At 60.9% G+C, this 18,437-nt stretch carries 15 protein-coding genes and 1 pseudogene; 7 read left to right on the forward strand and 9 right to left on the reverse strand.

What is annotated here, in order from left to right:
- Positions 1-39: 39 nt before the first annotated feature.
- Entirely contained in the window at positions 40-1,059 is a 1,020-nt protein-coding gene (locus tag AB4O12_RS04985; protein ID WP_460060564.1) for an AraC family transcriptional regulator, read from the reverse strand.
- Entirely contained in the window at positions 1,056-2,000 is a 945-nt protein-coding gene (locus tag AB4O12_RS04990; RefSeq protein ID WP_460060567.1) for a LysR family transcriptional regulator, read from the reverse strand. The genes AB4O12_RS04985 and AB4O12_RS04990 overlap by 4 nt, the downstream gene beginning before the upstream one ends.
- A 96-nt stretch (positions 2,001-2,096) precedes the next feature.
- Between AB4O12_RS04990 and AB4O12_RS04995 the strand changes: the two genes are divergently transcribed.
- Positions 2,097-2,948, forward strand: coding sequence for a helix-turn-helix domain-containing protein (locus AB4O12_RS04995; protein WP_305382636.1), 852 nt, complete (start codon positions 2,097-2,099; stop codon positions 2,946-2,948).
- Positions 2,949-3,154: 206 nt separating this feature from the next.
- Here AB4O12_RS04995 and AB4O12_RS05000 read toward each other — a convergent pair whose 3' ends face one another.
- On the reverse strand, positions 3,155-5,128 hold the full coding sequence (locus AB4O12_RS05000; protein WP_460060570.1) for an alkyl/aryl-sulfatase: 1,974 nt from the start codon (positions 5,126-5,128) through the stop codon (positions 3,155-3,157).
- A gap of 139 nt (positions 5,129-5,267) precedes the next feature.
- Here AB4O12_RS05000 and AB4O12_RS05005 point away from each other — a divergent pair, with 139 nt between their 5' ends.
- From AB4O12_RS05005 to AB4O12_RS05030, 6 genes are all read left to right on the forward strand, one after another.
- Positions 5,268-5,921, forward strand: coding sequence for an ABC transporter ATP-binding protein (locus AB4O12_RS05005; protein ID WP_460060573.1), 654 nt, complete (start codon positions 5,268-5,270; stop codon positions 5,919-5,921).
- Positions 5,921-8,389 carry an ABC transporter permease gene (locus tag AB4O12_RS05010; RefSeq protein WP_460060576.1) on the forward strand — a complete coding sequence of 823 codons (2,469 nt, stop codon included), beginning with the start codon at positions 5,921-5,923 and terminating at the stop codon, positions 8,387-8,389. The genes AB4O12_RS05005 and AB4O12_RS05010 overlap by 1 nt, the downstream gene beginning before the upstream one ends.
- On the forward strand, positions 8,379-9,446 hold the full coding sequence (locus AB4O12_RS05015) for a lipocalin-like domain-containing protein (protein WP_150741574.1): 1,068 nt from the start codon (positions 8,379-8,381) through the stop codon (positions 9,444-9,446). The genes AB4O12_RS05010 and AB4O12_RS05015 overlap by 11 nt, the downstream gene beginning before the upstream one ends.
- Before the next feature lie 137 nt (positions 9,447-9,583).
- A complete protein-coding gene (locus AB4O12_RS05020; RefSeq protein WP_460060579.1) occupies positions 9,584-9,826 on the forward strand; it encodes a hypothetical protein in 243 nt (80 codons plus the stop codon).
- 11 nt (positions 9,827-9,837) lie between these two features.
- A complete protein-coding gene (locus AB4O12_RS05025; RefSeq protein ID WP_041478610.1) occupies positions 9,838-10,038 on the forward strand; it encodes a hypothetical protein in 201 nt (66 codons plus the stop codon).
- Between the two features lie 86 nt (positions 10,039-10,124).
- Entirely contained in the window at positions 10,125-10,709 is a 585-nt protein-coding gene (locus tag AB4O12_RS05030; protein ID WP_041478611.1) for a hypothetical protein, read from the forward strand.
- Between the two features lie 323 nt (positions 10,710-11,032).
- Here the strand turns inward: AB4O12_RS05030 and AB4O12_RS05035 are convergent, their stop codons facing one another.
- From AB4O12_RS05035 to AB4O12_RS05060, 6 genes and pseudogenes are all read right to left on the reverse strand, one after another.
- Positions 11,033-11,860, reverse strand: coding sequence for a glycosyltransferase family 2 protein (locus tag AB4O12_RS05035; protein ID WP_252869545.1), 828 nt, complete (start codon positions 11,858-11,860; stop codon positions 11,033-11,035).
- 306 nt (positions 11,861-12,166) lie between these two features.
- Positions 12,167-13,555, reverse strand: coding sequence for a 2-oxoadipate dioxygenase/decarboxylase HglS (gene hglS / locus AB4O12_RS05040; RefSeq protein ID WP_460060582.1), 1,389 nt, complete (start codon positions 13,553-13,555; stop codon positions 12,167-12,169).
- 88 nt (positions 13,556-13,643) lie between these two features.
- Entirely contained in the window at positions 13,644-14,864 is a 1,221-nt protein-coding gene (gene glcF, locus AB4O12_RS05045; RefSeq protein WP_460060585.1) for a glycolate oxidase subunit GlcF, read from the reverse strand.
- A gap of 2 nt (positions 14,865-14,866) precedes the next feature.
- A complete protein-coding gene (gene glcE / locus AB4O12_RS05050) occupies positions 14,867-15,916 on the reverse strand; it encodes a glycolate oxidase subunit GlcE (protein WP_460060587.1) in 1,050 nt (349 codons plus the stop codon).
- Positions 15,916-17,416 (reverse strand): annotated as a pseudogene (glcD, locus tag AB4O12_RS05055) (glycolate oxidase subunit GlcD). Before glcD ends, glcE begins: the two are co-directional and overlap by 1 nt.
- 92 nt (positions 17,417-17,508) lie before the next feature.
- Positions 17,509-18,435 (reverse strand): alpha/beta fold hydrolase, encoded by a 927-nt coding sequence (locus AB4O12_RS05060; protein ID WP_460060589.1) that lies wholly within the window; start codon positions 18,433-18,435, stop codon positions 17,509-17,511.
- Positions 18,436-18,437: the final 2 nt, after the last annotated feature.

The following is an 18,437-nucleotide window of genomic DNA, read 5'->3' on the forward strand; positions in this document are numbered from 1 at the left end:
GGCTTGCCAGCGATGGGGCCAGCACTGACACCAGCCAATTCAAAGCTTCAGCCACCGCGCGCGATACTCCCCAGGCGCGCAGCCCAGCCAGCGCGCGAAAGCCCGGTTGAATCCCTGCACATCGCTGTAACCCAACCGATCAGCCACTTCGACCAGCTCCAGCGCCCCGGATTGCAGCAGGTCCTCGGCACGATAGCGGCGATGCTCATCAAGCAGTTCGCTGAAAGTCCAGCCCAACGCCTTCAAACGCCTTGCCGCCGTGCGCTCAAGCAAATGCTGTGTAACACAGAACTGCTGCCAATCCGCTGAAGCCAGATCTTCGATCAGATAATCGCTGAGCTGTCCGAGCAAGGTCGATTCACTGAGACGTCGGGTCTGTTCCAGCAGATCGACAAGCGTTGTTTCCAATGCCGGATTGCCCGGTGTCAACGGCATCACGAACAGCTGAGGATCCAGATAAATCGCCGCGCATGATTGCTCTGCGCTCACCGGGGCGCGCAATGCCGATTGATGCTGCTCGCGGCTTGCCGATGCCAATGCCACACCTAGCACCGGATCACGATTCACGCCGCTGGCGAGCAATTTGCGTCGTACCAGGCTGCACAGGCTGACAAGGATGTAATCGGTCAGCGCCGCCGGAGCACCAAGACTGCCGGCTTCGACCAGACGCAGTGTTACGCCGCCATTTTCACGCAGGATTTGCACACGGAAATGTCCGTTGAAAAACGCGAAGTACTCGGCGAAAAACGCACAGGCACGTTCCAGCGACACGGCGACATCGAACAGATAGGTCAGCCCGTTGGTGGCCGTCGAAACGAAACGTTCACCCGCCGCCAGACCGATCAGTGGATCCCCGCTCTGTTCCACGGCAAACGCCCAGAAGCGCCGTGACATCAGCAGCGGCATGCGCGTGAACGGCGTGCGCAGATCGAACAGGCTGCGGCGCAGCTGCGCTTCGATTGCGCCTTGGGTAACGCCGCGCGCGAGCAATTCTTCAATGGCCGGCAGCAGGGTCGGCGCGTAAAAAGCGTTGACGGGTTGCGGATGGGTTTTGCTCATGTTGCGCGCGCGTCTCCCGTCGCTCCGTTAGCCGCCAGCAAACGCTGATCGACGCTGAGGATCGCCTCGATCATCGCCCGCGCTGCTGGCGTCAGGGTAAAACCGGCGCGGCTGACGATGCCGTAACCCAATTGCAGCGCCGCCTCGTCATGGGGGACGTCGACAAAGTCGAGCAGCTCGATCAGGCCTCGATCAAGTTGTTCACGCAAGGCCTCAAGCGTGGCGAGCCCCACCGCGTCTGAACGCAGCACTACGCGCTGGATCGCGTCAAATTGTGCGCACTCGACGCTCGGGGTGAAGTCCTGCTCACCGAGGATATCGGCGAGCACCTTGCGGATCATCGGTGGAATGCGCGTGCCGACGATCGGGTAATCGAGCAGGGCGCGCAAGCGCAGGTCTCGTTGCGCGAGGAGCGGATGGCCGGCGCGACAGAAAAACCGTCCCGGCCGCGTGCGCAGCAGGTGCACCTGATACTGCGGATCGCTGACGAAGTGCCGCGCATCGGCGACGAAAAACTCGATCTGCTGCTCGCGCAACCACAGCGACAATTGCTGCCAGTCGCCCTGATGAAAGCGCGTACGAATTGCCGGATGCGCCTGAATGAAATCGGCCAGCGCTTCCGGCACCAGCACTTGTGCCGGATACGGGCCGCAACCGAATTGCAGTTCGCCGCCGGTGAGGCCGTTGTATTGCGTCAATTCGTTGTGCAGCGCCTGACTGCCAGCGAGCAGGCGCCGCGCATGTTGCAGCACCAGTTGGCCTTGCCCGGTCAGGCGAAACTCACGGCTGCTGCGCTCGACCAGCTCGCAGTCAAGGTCACGCTCCAGAGTCTGGATGCTGCGGCTGAACGCCGGTTGGCTGAGGTTGATCGCCTCGGCGGCGCGACCGAAGTTGCGGTAATCAGCGAGGGCGACCAAGTGGCGAAGCTGGCGAAGATCCATCATGCGTCTCCTGCACTTTGTGAATACTTTTAATGCATTGGATCGATAGCACGTCCGCTGGCATAAGTACACGCCTGTTCTTCGATGGCCGCCTTCATGTCTCAGCCTCTGTTCGCCTCCAGCGCGTTCACCCGCACGATTCTCGCGCATGCTCGCCAGTCCGGGCTGTGCCCGCAACGCTTGATGACGCGCATCGGGATCTGCCCGTCTGTGCTCGCCGGGCAGCATCAATTGATCGCCGCACAAGCGGTTGAACGGTTGTGGCGTGAGTGTGAATGGGCCGGGGTAGCGCCGACGTTTGGCTGCGAACTGTCCGACGGGATGGCGACCGATTGCCTGCAAGGACTGAATATTCTGCTCGACTCGGCCGCGACCCTGCGGGCCAGTCTGAAGTGCTTCATCGACTGCTTGCCAAGGGTGATCAATTACGTTGCGGTGGAGTTGGTCGAGGCAGGCGACGTGGCTCGTTTGCGCCTGCATTCGCTGCAGGGGCAGTTGCATCATTTCGCTCTGGATGCGGCGGCGATAACGCTGGTGCGCAACATTGCCCGTCGACTCGGCGGGGCGCCTGGAGATTTGTTTGTGAGTGTCAGCCTGCGCCCGGAGCAAATGGCCGGTGGCTGGCTGCGTGGAGTGGGTATCGCGGTGGAGCAGGGCGAGCATCTGTGCCTGACCTTGCCGCGCTCCAGGCTCGATCAGGCCTTGCTGGGCGCCAACCCGTTTCTGTACCAGAGCATGCTGCGCCACTGGCACGCTGCAACTTGCGCGCCTGCGCGTGAGGACAATCTGACGATGGCGCGGCACTGGCTGACGGCGGGCGATCAACCGATCGAACGGATCGCTGAGCGGCTGGGTTATCGCCAGCCGAGCAACTTTATCCGCGCGTTTCGCAAACAGTTCGGGATTACGCCGAAGCAGTTCCGGTTGAATCCGGGGCAGGTTTGTTGAAAGCAGGATTGAGGTGATTGATCGTTATTGAGGGTGCCAGCAAGATTTCCCCCCTCTCCCCAAGGGGGCGAGGGGGAAAGGGAGCCGATCTTCATGGCGTTCGGAATCTGAGTCCTACTCGGTATCCCACCTCGGCGTATCTCGTAGATCCAACACGGTCAGTCCCCTCTCCCTTTGGGAGAGGGCTAGGGTGAGGGGCTTTTGACTTACGGCGTGACAATATTGAACTGCGGCCCGAACGTATCCAGGCTGCCCATCAATAATCCGAATTTCTGACCATTGCCCTGCAACTTCACCAGCCCTTTTTGCATCGCCGTCGGGAAGTCCAATTGCTTCAGGCTAATCTTCTCCAGCGTATCGCGGCTCAGGCTGACGCTCGCATCCGCCGCCGGATTCAAGCCGGCGCGGTGAGTCAGCACGCCGTTGCGCAGGGTCAGGGTGAAATCCTTTTGCACATCGTCGAACGTCCAGTTCAGCGTCAGGTCATGGGCCACGGCTTTGTCGCTGTCCAGGCGTACCGCGAGGTAATCGAAGAACATTTCCGGACTCATCGCCCGGACCATGTCCACCGATACGGTATTGGCAGACTGCGGTGGTACGCCGTTGCGCAGTTCCATCGCACCGGTCAGGTACATGTTGCGCCAGGTGGCGTTCTCGCTTTGATAACCCAACTGCTCCAGCGTCTCGGCTTGAGCGTTGCGGGCATCCGCGTTGTCCGGATCGGCGAACAGCAACTGGTTGCCCAACTGCGCGGCCCATCGGTAGTCAGCGCTGGCCATCGCACTGCGCATTTTCTCCAGCACCGACGCGGCACCGCCCATGGCCTCGACCGAGCGTTTAGCCGCATCGACCGGGGGCAGCGGATTGAGATTGGCCGGGTTGCCGTCGTAGAAACCCATGTAGCGCTGATACACCGCGCGCGTATTGAAACTCAGCGAGCCGTAATAGCCACGGGTGTACCACTTCTGATCGAGCGAGCCGGGCAGTTTCTTGATTGCTTCGGCAATTTCCAGCGGCGTCAGGCCCTGGTTGAGCAAGTGCAGGGTGCGGTCGTTGATGAACGCGTACATGTCGCGCTGATCGGCGAGCAAAGTACGAATCCGCTCGCCACCCCAGGTCGGCCAGTTGTGTTGGGCGAACAGCACGTCGGCCTTGTCACCATAGCGCGCCAGGCTGTCATCGAGATATTGCGACCAGGCTTTGGCGTCACGCACCTGCGCACCGCGCGGGGTGAGGATGTTGTGCATCATCTGCGTGGCGTTTTCGGCCATGCACAAGGCTTTCAGCTGCGGTAGATAAAGGTTCATTTCCGCTGGCGCTTCGGTGCCCGGGGTCAGCTGGAATTCGACTTGCAGGCCAGCGATGGTGCGGGTTTCCAACGGCTCGGCAATCAGATCGGTAGGCGCGATCAGTGTGACCGTGCCACCGCTGGGCGCGCTCTTGCCGAGGCCAGCATCGACCTGACCTTTTTCACTGCGCGGCAACAGGCTGCCGAACTGGTACTGCGCGCGGCGGCTCATGGCGTTTCCGGCCATGACGTTCTCGCTCATCACGTGTTCCATGAAGCCCGCTGGCGCATACACCTTGACCTTGCCGGACTTGACATCGGCCTCGTCGATCACCCCGCGCACGCCGCCGAAATGATCGACATGAGTGTGGCTGTAGATCACCGCGACGACCGGTTTGCGTGGGCGATTGGCGTAGTACAGATCCAGCGCCGTCCTGGCGGTTTCGGCCATGGTCAGCGGATCGATGATGATCAGCCCGTCGTCACCTTCGATGATGGTCATGTTGGCGAGGTCGAGACCGCGTACCTGATACAGCTTGGGGCTGACCTCGAACAGACCGGCGTGGGCATTGAGCTGTGCCAGTCGCCACAGGCTCGGATTGACCGATTCCGGCGTCTTGTCTTTGGCGAGGAAATCATAGGCATTGACGTTCCAGATGACTTTGCCGGCGGCATCCTTGATCTGGCCCTTGAACGGTGCGATCAAGCCTTTGCTGACGGATTCGAAATCGGTGCGGTCGCTGAAAGGCAGGGTTTGCAGCACGGCAGCGTTGCTTGCGGCGGTTTGCACGCTCGGCGCCACCGGACCGTCAGCAGCGAGCAACGGCTGGCTCAGGCAAGTGGTGATCAGGCAGGTCAGCAGGCCACGCGGGCTCAGGATGAAACGGGGCATGGGTGTCTCCGGTTTTTTTATCGTTATGGCCGAACAGCCAGCAGCTTAGGGCGCGGCGCTGGGTTGACGATGATCATCAGCGGACAAAAACCATTCAGGGCCGCTATCCTAGGCCCAGGTTCACTGATCGGGTTTGCCCATGCTTGAGGTTCGCGACGTTTTCAAAAGCTATGCCACGCCACAGGGATTGTTGCCGGTGCTGCAAGGCGTCGACCTGACGCTGGAAGCAGGTGGCAGCCTGGCGCTGATGGGCGAATCGGGCAGTGGCAAAAGCACGCTGCTGCATCTGGTGGCGGGGCTGGACAAGGTCGACAGCGGCAGCATCCGCAGCGGCGGACATCGTCTGGAAGCCATGAGCGAAGCGCAACTGGCCAACTGGCGATGCACGGAAATCGGTCTGGTGTTTCAGCAGTTCAACCTGATCGGCAGTCTGCGCGTGGAAGACAATCTGGCCTTTCAGGCGCGCCTGGCCGGGCGCCATGAGCCGCGCTGGCAAGCGCATCTGGTGCAGCGTCTGGGTCTGGGCGATCTGCTCTCGCGGTATCCCGAGCAACTCTCCGGCGGTCAGCAGCAACGAGTCGCTTTGGGCCGGGCATTGGCTTCGCAGCCGAAATTGCTGTTGGCCGATGAACCCACCGGCAGCCTCGATGAAGCGACCAGCGATGAAGTGCTGCGGCTGTTGCTGGAATTGCTCGATGACACGCCGACGACCCTGCTGATGGTCACCCACAGTCAGCGCGTCGCGGCGCGATTGGCCCAGCGTGTGGTGTTGTCGAACGGGCGGGTCGCCTGATGATCTGGCGGCAAACCCTGCGCGCGCTGCTCAGCCACTGGCGGCGCCATCCCGTGCAGTTTTTCAGCGTGCTGACCGGGTTGTGGCTGGCCACCAGTCTGCTCACTGGCGTCGAGGCGCTGAACAGTCAGGCACGTGACAGCTACGCGCGGGCCAGCCAGATGATCGGCGGCGAACCACAGGCCAGCCTGAGCACGCCGAATGGGGCACTGTTTCCCCAGCGCTGGTTTATCGAATTGCGCCGTCAGGGCTTGCCGGTGTCGCCGGTGTTGCAGGGCCGGCTGACGCTCAAGGGCCACGAAGACCAGCGGATTCAGGTGATGGGCATCGAGCCGGTGTCGCTGCCGACGGATTCGGCAGTGGCCGGGCAGGCGATGCCGATCGAGCGCATCGTCGAATTTTTCAGCCCGCCGGGCAGCACCTGGATTTCTCCGGACACCCTGCAAATGCTCGGCTTGCGCGAAGGTGATACACCGCAAACCGTAAACGGCCAAACCCTGCCGCCACTGCTCGCGCAGAAGGACATGGCGCCGGGCCTGTTGCTGGTCGACATCGGCGTAGCGCAGCGCCTGCTCGAACAACCCGAGCAATTGTCGCGACTGCTGCTACCCAAGGACTTTCATCAAGAATTACCAGCGAGTTTCACCGATCGCTTGCAGCTCAAGAGCAGCGGCGAAGAAAACAACCTCGCGCGGCTGACCGAGAGCTTTCACCTCAATCTTGATGCCCTTGGATTTTTGTCATTTCTGGTCGGCCTGTTCATCGTCCACGCCGCCATCGGCCTCGCTCTGGAACAGCGCCGAGGTTTGCTGCGCACCTTGCGCGCCTGTGGCGTCAGTGCACGAATGCTGATCGCATGTCTGGTGGTTGAACTGGGTGTGCTGGCGCTGATCGGCGGATTATTCGGTGTGATCAGCGGCTATTGGCTGGCCAGCGTGCTGCTGCCGGACGTCGCCGCCAGCCTGCGCGGTTTATATGGCGCGGAAGTGGCGGGGCAGTTGCGCCTGAGTCCCTGGTGGTGGTTCAGCGGCATAGGGCTGAGCCTGCTCGGCGCGTTGCTGGCCGGGGCCAACAGTCTGCTGCGGGCGGCGCGCCTGCCATTGCTGGCGGTGGCCGATCCGCAGGCGTGGCATCAACAGTATTCGCGCTGGTTGCGCCGACAGGGTTGGCTGGCGACAGCGCTGCTGACAATTGCGCTGGCGGCGCTGATCTGGGGCGACAGCCTGAGCAGCGGTTTCGTGCTCATGGCCGGGCTGTTGCTCGGTGCCGCTCTGGCCTTGCCGGTGTTGCTCAGCGCGTTGTTGAACCCGTTGCTCGGGCGCAGTCGTTCGGTGCTCGGCCAGTGGTTTCTCGCCGACTGCCGCCAGCAACTGCCAGCCCTGAGTCTGGCGCTGATGGCGCTGCTGTTGGCGCTCGCCGCCAATATCGGCGCCGGCAGCATGACCGCCGGTTTTCGCCAGACCTTCAACGACTGGCTCGAACAACGCCTGAGCGCCGAGTTGTACATCAACCCGGCCAACCCGGCGCAGGCCCGCGAGATGCACAGTTGGCTCAGGCAGCAGCCCAACGTGACCGCTGTGCTGCCCAACTGGCAGGTTTCGGTGACGCTGCAAGGCTGGCCGGCCGATGTCTACGGCATCATCGACCACTCCTACTATCGCCAGCACTGGCCGTTGCTCGACAGCAGTGGCAGCGATCCGTGGGGCAAACTGGCCACGGATGATGCGGTGATGCTCAGTGAACAACTGGCACGACGCCTGAAAATGAAGCCGGGCGAGCATCTGAACATTCCCACGCCGAACGGCACATGGTCGCCGCGCATCGTCGGCATCTACGCCGACTACGGCAATCCGAAGGGGCACGTGCTGATCAGCAGTGAGCACCTGCTGCGCGGATGGCCGCAACTCACGCCGAACCGCTTCAATCTGCGTATCGACCCAGCGCAGATTCCGGCGCTGCTCAACGCCTTGCAGGCGCGTTTTGCGCTGGATGACAACCGCATCGTCGATCAGGCGCGGCTCAAGGGCTGGTCGGTGCAAGTCTTTGAACGCACATTTGCTGCGACAGCAGCTTTGAACAGCCTGACCCTGGCCGTGGCGGGTGTGGCGCTGTTCATCAGTCTGCTCACTCAGAGCCAGAGTCGCCTCAGTCAGCTCGCACCGCTGTGGGCGCTGGGCGTTACACGCAAACAATTGATGCTGCTCAACCTCGGTCAGACCTGGCTGCTTGCCGTATTGACGTTGCTGTTGGCGCTGCCGTTGGGCATCGCCCTGGCGTGGTGCCTCGATGCGGTGATCAACGTGCAGGCGTTCGGCTGGCGACTGCCGCTGCGGGTGTTCCCGTTGCAGTTGTTGCAACTGATGGGCCTGGCCTTGCTCGCGACTTTACTGGCTTCGGCATGGCCGCTGTATTCGCTGTACCGCACACAACCGGCGGACTTGCTGAGGACATTTGCCCATGAGGACTAAATGGCTCGTGCTGATGATTGCGCTGCTGCTCGCTGGCTGCGATCAGCCTGCACCCGAGGAAAAGGGTTTTGCCGGCATGGGCGATCAGGCGCAATCCTTCACCCCGGTGGTGCCCGGTCGGATATTCAGCTTTCCGGCCGATCATGGCGCGCATGATGGTTTTCGCATTGAGTGGTGGTACGTCACCGCCAACCTCAAGGATCAGCAGGGCAATGATTTCGGCGTGCAATGGACGCTGTTTCGCAGCGCCCTGAAACCCGTCGCCGAGCAGGCCGGTTGGGGCAACCAAACGATCTGGCTGGGCCATGCGGCAGTCACTTCGCGCTCGGTGCATCATGCCGCCGAGCGCTACGCCCGGGGCGGAGTAGGCCAGGCCGGCGTGCGCCTGGCGCCGTTCGAGGCGTGGATCGATGACTGGATGTTTGCCAGTCAGGCGCAGGATCCGTTGCGCGACATGCAACTCAGTGCTCGTGACAAGAATTTCGCTTATCAACTGCGCCTTACCTCCAGCCGACCGCTGGTGCTGCAAGGCGACCAGGGTTTCAGCCAAAAATCCGAAGAAGGCCAGGCGTCTTATTACTACAGCCAGCCATTTTTCCAGGCCAGCGGCACGCTGCAGATCGACGGCCAGACCTACACCGTCAGCGGCCCGGCGTGGCTCGATCGCGAGTGGAGCAGTCAGCCACTCACCGCCAATCAAACTGGCTGGGACTGGTTCTCGCTGCATCTGGACAGCGGCGAACACGTGATGCTTTATCGCATGCGGCAGAAGACCGGCGCGCCTTATCTGACCGGCACCTGGATCGCCGCTGACGGGCAGATTCAGACGTTGCGCAGCGAGCAGATCAGCCTTGTGCCGCAGGACACGGCAAAGGTTGCCGATCGACCGATGCCGGTGAAATGGTCTATCCGCATTCCTGACAAGAAACTCGATATCAGCGTTGACGCGATCAATCGCAATGCGTGGATGGATTTGCGTATCCCGTACTGGGAAGGGCCGGTGAAGATTGATGGCAGCCATCCTGGCCAAGGCTATCTGGAAATGACCGGATATTAACGGCGGCACCGCTTTCTTCCCTGTGGGAGCGAGCCTGCTCGCGAAAGCGTCAGCGCTGTGACCGCTGAGTTAACTGACTGGAACTCTCGCCAGCGCTCTCCGCTCTACCCAGAAACCCGCCATTTTCGGACTCACCCATGAGCGACGACGTGCAACCCCCAGACCTCGACACCTGGCAGCGCCTGTTCGACGATCAAGCCTACTGGCAGAACTCCCCTGACGCTCACTACCTCGATCTGCAACGCATCGCCGATGGCCTGCTCGGCCAAGGCGCAATCGATCTTGAGCAATGGCAGTTGATGCGCGCCAAAGCCGACGATCTGCACAAGCAGTCACCCGAGGTCAACGTCGCCCGCGAACTTGAAGATCCCGAAGCCTGAGGACTCCTGCCATGAATACCACCAACAACCAGAACGACAACCCCGACGAACCACGCCCGGCCGGTGAAACCGAGCGCGACAATGATGCCTTGCGCCCGACTGATCCCAAGCAGCGACAGGACAGCGGCAAAGGCACCCCGAGTGGCGAATCCACCGCCCAGGAGACTGCCAAGCCACATACCCGTGGGCCACAAACCCAAGTCAAGCCCTGAACAGCGTCTATGCTCACTGGCACGCCTGCTGCAGAAGTCGTTTCGGTGGCGGGCGTCGCCATTTCATCACAGGGAAAGTAATGCATATGAAGCTCGACGCTCTGGCCAAGGCCATCACTCTCGCAACGCTGCTTTCTGCTGCCAGTTTCGGCGCTTTAGCTGCCGATATTCCGTTATCTGCCGTCGTTGAGGCCGATTCCGTTACCACCAAAGTGCTCGCCGTCGACCCGGCCAATCACCAGGTCGTGCTGGAAGGCCCCGAGGGACGTCAGGTCCACGTTCAGCTCAGCGACAAAGCGAAAAATCTTGCCAATCTCAAAGTAGGGGACCTGGTGAAAATCGAGGTGCAGCGATCTGTCGCCGCTTATCTCGATACAGACGTGGATAAAGGTCTGCCAGGCACCACCGAACGTACCGGCGAACTGCGCAAGGCCCCGGGCAGCGATAACCCGGGCGGCGAGGCCTATCGTCAGGTTCAGGTGCAGCTGAAAATCAGCAAAATCGATTTGAAGACCAATCAGGTCACCCTCCAAGATCCGTCCGGACAATCGAAGACGCTCGATGTGAAGAAGCCGGAGATTCAGGCCAAGTTGAAAGATCTGAAAGTAGGGCAGAGCGTTATTGTCACTTATACCGATATCCTGAAAGTGACCAGTCAGCACGATAGTTGAGTATTAACTCTACAAGTTTATTGCTCTTGTACAACTTTATGTATGAGAGCAATCATATAAAGGTTTTTGTAAGACAATTCCCGGGATAAATCGGCAAAACACAGTTTTTAACTTTTCAGTGCAAAAATTTCATGTTTGCCCATGACGACAGGTCCACTTGTTTGAATTAAAATCCTCGGCGTTCGCCCAGTGTCAGGGCTCTTTACCGGTGCAAGGATTGCCAGGCCGTAACACTGGGCGAACTCCACTACTGGCGAAAGTTGTATACAGAATCTGCAAACAAAAAGGGCGACTTTGAAGTCGCCCTTTTTTATTGTTTTCGATCAAGTCGAAGCCTGCATACCGGTTTTGCCATGCTGCCCCTGCAAGCGCTTGAGTGTCTGCTGGTACATTTTTGTACGGCGGTGATCCTTGCCATACGTGCCTGCCGCCGCGACGGTGCCGGCCTGGATGTGATCCAGATAGCGGAAAATCTTCCGCGGCGAGAGGAACCTGACGCCATAGCCCAACCCGACCATTCGATCCTGAAGCGTGTAACCAGGCACCTCCTCATCCATGCAGAAGTGCAGCCCGAGCGACTTCATCAAACGCGCATTCCACAGCGTACAGAAACTTTTCAGATGCGTTTCTTTATACGGGCGTGGTGGTTTCGAACGCAGGCCGAAATGAACTTTTAGCCTACGAACATGATGTTTGCAGAACCGCGAAGTTAACCGCCAGGTGTCTCGCAGCCACCCACGATCAAGTTGCTCAACACAACCCACCGCCGCCATGTCCGCACTTTTCGTGCATTCGCGCATCATCATCGCGAACACTTCCATGTCGTAGACAAAGGTATCGGTGTGCAGCAGAAACAAATAATCGGTCTCAACTTTCGCCAAGGCCAGATCCAGCGCCTTGCCATGAGCAATATGCCCCATTTCCTTACCGGGCGACGGCCGCTCGATCAGATTGATCCAGTCCAGCGAACGCAAATAATCGAGGCTGGCATCCGCCGAATCGTTGTCCACCACCCACACTGGAATGCCCTGCGCCTGGACATGCTCGCGCAACAGCTCCAGACACATGCGAGTGATGTCCGGGGTTTTGTAATTGACCAGAACCAGACTGAAGTCGGGATGCGGCTGGGTAGGCAGATCGAAGGCTTTCATGTCGGAGGGACTCATCACGGCTCAAGACGACAGGTTGATGAGCCGGGATGCTAGCGGGGAAGCTTAGGTGAAGCTTAATTTGCCGATCTGATTGGTTTGTGAAAACAAGCGGGATAATTCAGATCCGACATTGTTTTCCAATAGATGCAGCGACCATTTGGTTTTGTCGCTTGTCCTGAACGGCGGTCCATCCGCAAAACCTGTGGGAGCGAGCCTGCTCGCGAAGGCGTCTTTCCACTCACATCATCGGCGACTGTTACACCGCTATCGCGAGCAGGCTCACTCCTACAATAGAACGGCGCAAATTCAGGTCAGTTTGATCCGCAGCACTTCGGCACATTCCTCAATCGACCGCCGTTGCGTCTCGGCATACAACCCCAACTCATCAATGGTCGAACGCCCCAGCGCCTGTTCGAAAGCATGTCGATTGGAGTGTTCGGCGTAATGCGCCTGTGCGGCATCCCCCAGGTTCGACTGAAAAATCCCCGCTGCGCTCACCGGCAGGAAATCTTCGTACACCAGCGGCTCCGCTTTCACATAGCCTTCGCGCATTAAATCCTCCAGTGACGATTCGCCAAGTCCGTGCGGCGCGATGCCCTTTTCCGTAGCGAAATAACGAAAGTACGCCAGCCCCTGTTCGCGCATGTCCTCGATGCTGTCAGGAAATTCGGCAAAGTGCTGCGTCATCAGCGCGTCGTAGCGTGCGGCATTGGCTTCATTGGGGAAGTCGCCCAGTTCATCGCGAGCGGCATTCAACAAGCGGTCATACAACGCGCGACCCTTGGGCGTGAGGGCGGCGCCGCGTTGTTCGATTTCGCCGAAGCGCGCGCTGTGGCTGCCACAGGTTTCGGGCTGATCGGTGAAGGCGATCGGCTCGTCCAGCGCTTTGAAGCTGGTCTGGCGCAGCAGGATCGGGCAATTGCGGCGTGGTGGACCTTCGATCACCGCTTTGGGTGTGATGCCATGGGCAGGCATCTGCTCCTGCACGGTGTCGATGTCCAGCGTGTGTGGGGTCAGGTGGTTGATGTGCGGGCCTTTGAACGCAACGACATCGGCGATCAAGCGGTGCTGAGCGCTGAGTTTTTGGTATTGCGCGGCACTGACGGTGGCGCTGTGGTGCCAGCGAAAAGTCTCCAGTGCCTGTCGGACGAATTCTGCGGCTTCGTCGTCATTCAGTCCGCCTGCCGTTTCCGCCTGTTCAATCAGGCGCAACGCCTCTTCAGTAAAAATCGAACGACGGGCCAGTACCGACTCGGCAAACGAACGCAATTCAGCGTCTTCAATCAGCTCCAGGCGTAGCAACGAGGTAAACACGCGAAACGGGCTGACCTGCAGCGCTTCTTCATGCACCGCGCGAAACGCCGTTGAATGCACCGGCACACCCGCTGGGGTCAGGTCGTAATAACCCACCGGTTGCATGCCCATCACCGCGAACAAGCGGGCGAGGGTGGCCAGTTCGGTCGCGGTGCCGACGCGGATAGCGCCGTGGCGTTCCATGTCCAGGCGTTCGATTTCGCCGGTGCGCTTGAGCTGTCCGGCGATGTCAGGCTGACGTGCCAGCACTTCGCGATTGGTTTTCTCCACCAGTTCCATCAGCGCGCCGTACAGCGGCACCTCTTCGCGGTACATGTCGGACATCGCTTGGGAGAAGCGTTGGCGGATCAGGTCGGGGCTGACGAACGGCTGCACGGTCATGAAAAAAATTCCTGCCACGGTGACGAAATGGATGCCCGAAAAGATCGCAGCCTTCGCCCACGCGGGCAAACGAAGAATCCTACGAACTTCATTCTGCCAACGACTGATCCACCAGCTCGATCCAGTGTCTGACCGGCGTGCGCCCGGCGCTCGCCAGATGGCTCTGACAGCCCACATTGGAAGTGACGATCAACTCCGGTCGGCCGCTTTCCAGGGCGTTGAGGCGCTGATCGCGCAGTTGCCGCGCCAGCACCGGTTGGGTCAGCGAGTAAGTGCCCGCCGAGCCGCAGCACAAATGGCCGTCCGGCACTGGTGTGAGGTTGAAGCCGAGTCGGGTCAGCACGGCTTCCACGGCGCCGCCGAGTTTCAGTGCGTGCTGCAAAGTGCACGGGCAATGCACGGCGATGCGTCGTTCGCTGGCGGCGCACACTTGCTCCAGCGGTTCCTCGGCGATGATTTGCACCAGATCCCGAGTCATTTCGCTGATCCGCCGTGCTTTCGAGGCGTAGATCGGGTCGTCCGCAAGCAAATGCCCATAATCCTTGATGAACGCGCCACAACCGCTGGCTGTCTGCACGATGGCTTCAGCGCCGTTCTGCAGGTGCGGCCACCAGGCGTCGATGTTCTGTCGAGCGCGGTCGAGACCTTTGCCCTGAGCGTCGAGGTGATAGTCGAGCGCGCCGCAGCAACCCGCCTCGCTCACCGGAGTGACGCTGATGCCCAGACGATCGAGCACCCGCGCCGTCGCGTCATTGGTGTTCGGCGACAGACCCGGTTGCACGCAACCTTCGAGCAACAACACCCGGCGCGGATGCCGAGGAGCGGGGCGCGACCCCATAACACCCAAGTGTTGCGGCAGTTTGCTTTCCAGCAGGCGCGGCAGCAGCGGTCGAAAGGTCGCGCCCGTGCGCAGCAAGCCTTTGAACACAGCCGGATTCGGCGCCAACGCACGCAAGCCTTCGCGCAGCAAGCGCTGAGCGGCCGGGCGCGGCACCGCGCTGTCGACCACCGCACGGCCGATGTCGAGCAGGTTGTGATAATCGACGCCGGACGGGCAGGTGGTTTCGCAGTTGCGACACGACAGGCAGCGATCCAGATGCAGCTGCGTCTGCTCGGTGGCCGGTGCGCCTTCCAGCACTTGCTTGATCAGGTATATGCGCCCGCGCGGCCCATCGAGTTCATCGCCGAGCAATTGATACGTCGGGCACGTCGCGTTGCAAAAGCCGCAGTGCACACAGGTGCGCAGGATCTTTTCCGCTTCGCCAGCCCGGGGCAGTTGCCGCGATTGCTCGCTGAGGGTGGTTTGCATGGCTAGACCTCCGCGTACATGCGTCCGGGGTTGAACAGCCCTTGCGGGTCGAGTTGTGCCTTGAGTTGCCGGTGGTAGCGCAACAGGGTTGGCGCCAAGGGTTGAAACGGCGAGTCGGTGGCACCGTGGGTAAAGCACGTTGCATGGCCGCCCAAGGAATGGGCGAGTGCGTGAATCTCAGAGCTTTCGGATTTCACCCAGCGTTGCGCGCCGGCCCAGTCGATCAGTTGCTCGCCGGGCAACTCGAGAGGGCCGAGATTGTTCGGCAATGACAGGCGCCACAGCGGCAAACCTTCGTCGAAAAAACTCAGGCGCTGTTCGTTGAGGTCGCGCCAGAAAACCGAGTCCAGCGGCTCGCCGCCGAGGCGTTGATGCGCCGCCGTTACCGAACCTTCGCCGCCTTCCAGACGCAGATACAGACTCTGGCCATCGTGACACGCAGCGCTGATCGGCAGCGGTTGCTGGCCCCATTCGGCAAGTTTGCTCAAGGCCCGAGCGCAGTCGATATCGAGGCGAATGCTCAGGCACTGGCGCGGTTTCGGCAGGACTTTCAGCGACACTTCGGTGAGTACGCCGAGGCAACCGAAACTGCCGGTCATCAGTCGCGAAAGGTCATAACCGGCGACGTTTTTCATCACTTCGCCACCGAAGCGCAGATGCTGACCGAGGCCGGTGATCACCCGCGTGCCGAGAACGAAGTCGCGTACCGAGCCGGACCACGGCCGGCGAGGTCCGGACAGTCCCGTGGCGACCATGCCGCCGACCGTGGCGCTGTCGGCAAAGGATGGCGGTTCGCAGGGCAACATTTGCCCGGCGTCATCCAGCGCCGCGAGCAGCTCGGACAACGGCGTGCCGGCGCGCACCGTGACCACCAGTTCGGTCGGATCGTACTGAACGATGCCGCGATGAGCACGGGTGTCGAGCACTTCGCCGGCCACCTCGCGGCCGAGAAACGCCTTGCTGTTGCCGCCCTGAATCTTCAGCGGCGTGGCATTGGCCCGCGCGGCGTTGACCTGATCGAGCAGGGCGTTGGCGGCGTCGAAATCAGCCATCAGAATCGCTCCAGCTCGGGGAAGGGCAGTTGCCCGGCGTGAATGTGCATCGCGCCGAATTCGGCGCAGCGGTGCAGGGTCGGAATGTTCTTGCCGGGATTGAGCAAGCCCTGCGGATCGAACGCGGCTTTCACTGCATGAAACAGCAGTAACTCGTCGCTGTTGAACTGCGCGCACATCTGATTGATTTTCTCGCGGCCGACGCCGTGCTCGCCAGTGATGCTGCCGCCGACCTTCACGCACAGTTCGAGGATCTTGCCGCCCAATGCCTCGGCGCGATGCAGCTCCCCCGGCTGGTTGGCGTCGAACAGAATCAGCGGGTGCATATTGCCGTCGCCGGCGTGGAACACGTTGGCCACGCGCAAGCCATATTCTTCGCCGAGGCTGGCGATACCTTGCAGCACAGCGGGCAATTCGCGGCGCGGGATGGTGCCGTCCATGCAGTAATAATCCGGCGACAATCTACCTATCGCCGGGAAGGCATTTTTGCGCCCGGCCCAGAAACGTACGCGCTCGGCCTCGTCCTGGGCCCGGCGCACTTCAGTGGCGCCGGCCGCTGTCATGACTTCCCGTACGCGCTGGCAATCGTCGTGCACGTCGGCTTCGACGCCGTCGAGTTCGCACAACAGAATCGCCTCGGCGTCGACCGGGTAACCGGCGTGGATAAAGTCTTCGGCGGCGCGAATGGCCAGGTTGTCCATCATTTCCAGACCACCCGGAATGATCCCTGCTGCGATGATTTCGGCAACCGCGCGGCCGGCCTTTTCCACTGAATCGAAACTGCCGAGCAGGACCTTGGCGACTTGCGGTTTGGGCAGCAGTTTCACCGTGACTTCGGTGATGATTCCCAGCAGGCCTTCGGAGCCGGTGAACAAGGCGAGCAGGTCAAAACCGGCTGAATCGAGCGCCTCGGAGCCTAGCGTCAGACGTTCGCCCTCGATGGTCAGTACTTCGATTTTCAACACGTTGTGCACGGTCAGGCCGTACTTGAGGCAATGCACGCCACCAGCGTTTTCCGCGACGTTGCCGCCGATCGAGCAGGCGATCTGCGATGACGGATCCGGTGCGTAATACAAGCCAAATGGGGCCGCCGCACTGGGAGATAGCAAGATTGCGCACCCCCGGCTGAACCCGCGCGATACGTGCAGCGGGGTCGATGTGCAGGATGTTGTTGAACCGCGCCATCACCAGCAGCAGGCCCTTTTCCAGTGGCAGCGCGCCGCCGGACAAGCCCGTACCGGCACCCCGCGCGACGACAGGCACGTTGCTTTGGTGGCAGAGTTTCAGCAGGGTTTGCACTTGTTCGAGTCGACGGGGCAGGGCGACCAGCATCGGCGTGGTGCGGTAGGCGGAGAGACCGTCGCATTCGTAGGGTTTGAGTTCATCTTCGCGCCAGAGGATGTCCAGGTCCGGCAGGGCTTGTTGCAGAGCCTTGAGCAATTCGCCCTTGTTCACCTCGGGCAACGGACCGTCGAGGCGTTCGTCGTAAAGGATGTTCATGGGAACGCCAACCTTCTGTCTCCGCTGATCGTTCCCACGCAGAGCATGGGAACGATCAGGTGCGCAACCTGGGGCATTGCGAGTATCCATCTTCATCGCTGTCGTTCCAGAAACTGCCCGTACAGCCGCGCGGTATTTCCCGGCTGTTCGACCATCGGCATGTGCCCGACGTGATCCCACACATCCACTTCGAGATTGGCGATGCCTTTGCTCCACACCGGCACGCTGCTGACGTCGATCAGGCGATCCTTGCGTCCCCAGAGCAACAGCGCCGGGCATTGGATCTCGGCCAGTTTCGGCTCCATCGGCGGGCTGGCGCGGAAGTCGCGGAAGATTTCTTCGAGCTCGTCACGCTGTTGCTCGTAGCGCTGGGCGACGGCGTCCAGCACCAGTTTCGGCACCCACGGCGGCGACTCCATGGTCATCGCGTAGAAGCGCTGAAATTCTTCGCGGGAGTTGATCAGGAACGGGTTGTGCCCGCGCGCCAGATGGCGCTCCATGTCGCTTGGCTCCGGAGCGGTGACGCCGGCCGGGTCGATCAATGCCAGCGAGGCGATTCGCTCCGGATAGGTCGCCGCCAGCCACGCGGCAATGTAGCCGCCCATGGAGTTGCCGATGACGTGGACTTTCTCCACGCCGCAGACGTCGAGCAGCTGAATCATGCGTTTGGCCTGAACCGCAATGTCGTAACCGCCGCCAGCCTTGAAGCCAGTCTCACCGTGGCCGGCCAGATCCGGAATGATCACCCGATACTGACGGACGAAGTGCCGGGCGCAGCGCAGCCAGAGGTTTTTATCGGCGCTGAAGCCGTGCAGCATCAGGATCGCGCTGGACGCCTCGTACGGCCCGCCTTGCCAGGTCGACACGGTCATCTCGGCGATCGGCACTTCGATCTTGTGCAATTTGTACAACCTGGCCTCGCTGGCCATGGCCAGGTTGTACAACCAATGGCCGACCGCCGGGTAACTCAACCAGCTCCAGGCCACGAAAACCGCGAGTGCGACAAACAGCAAAAGCATCG

This window comes from Pseudomonas sp. S2_A05 (assembly GCF_054668485.1).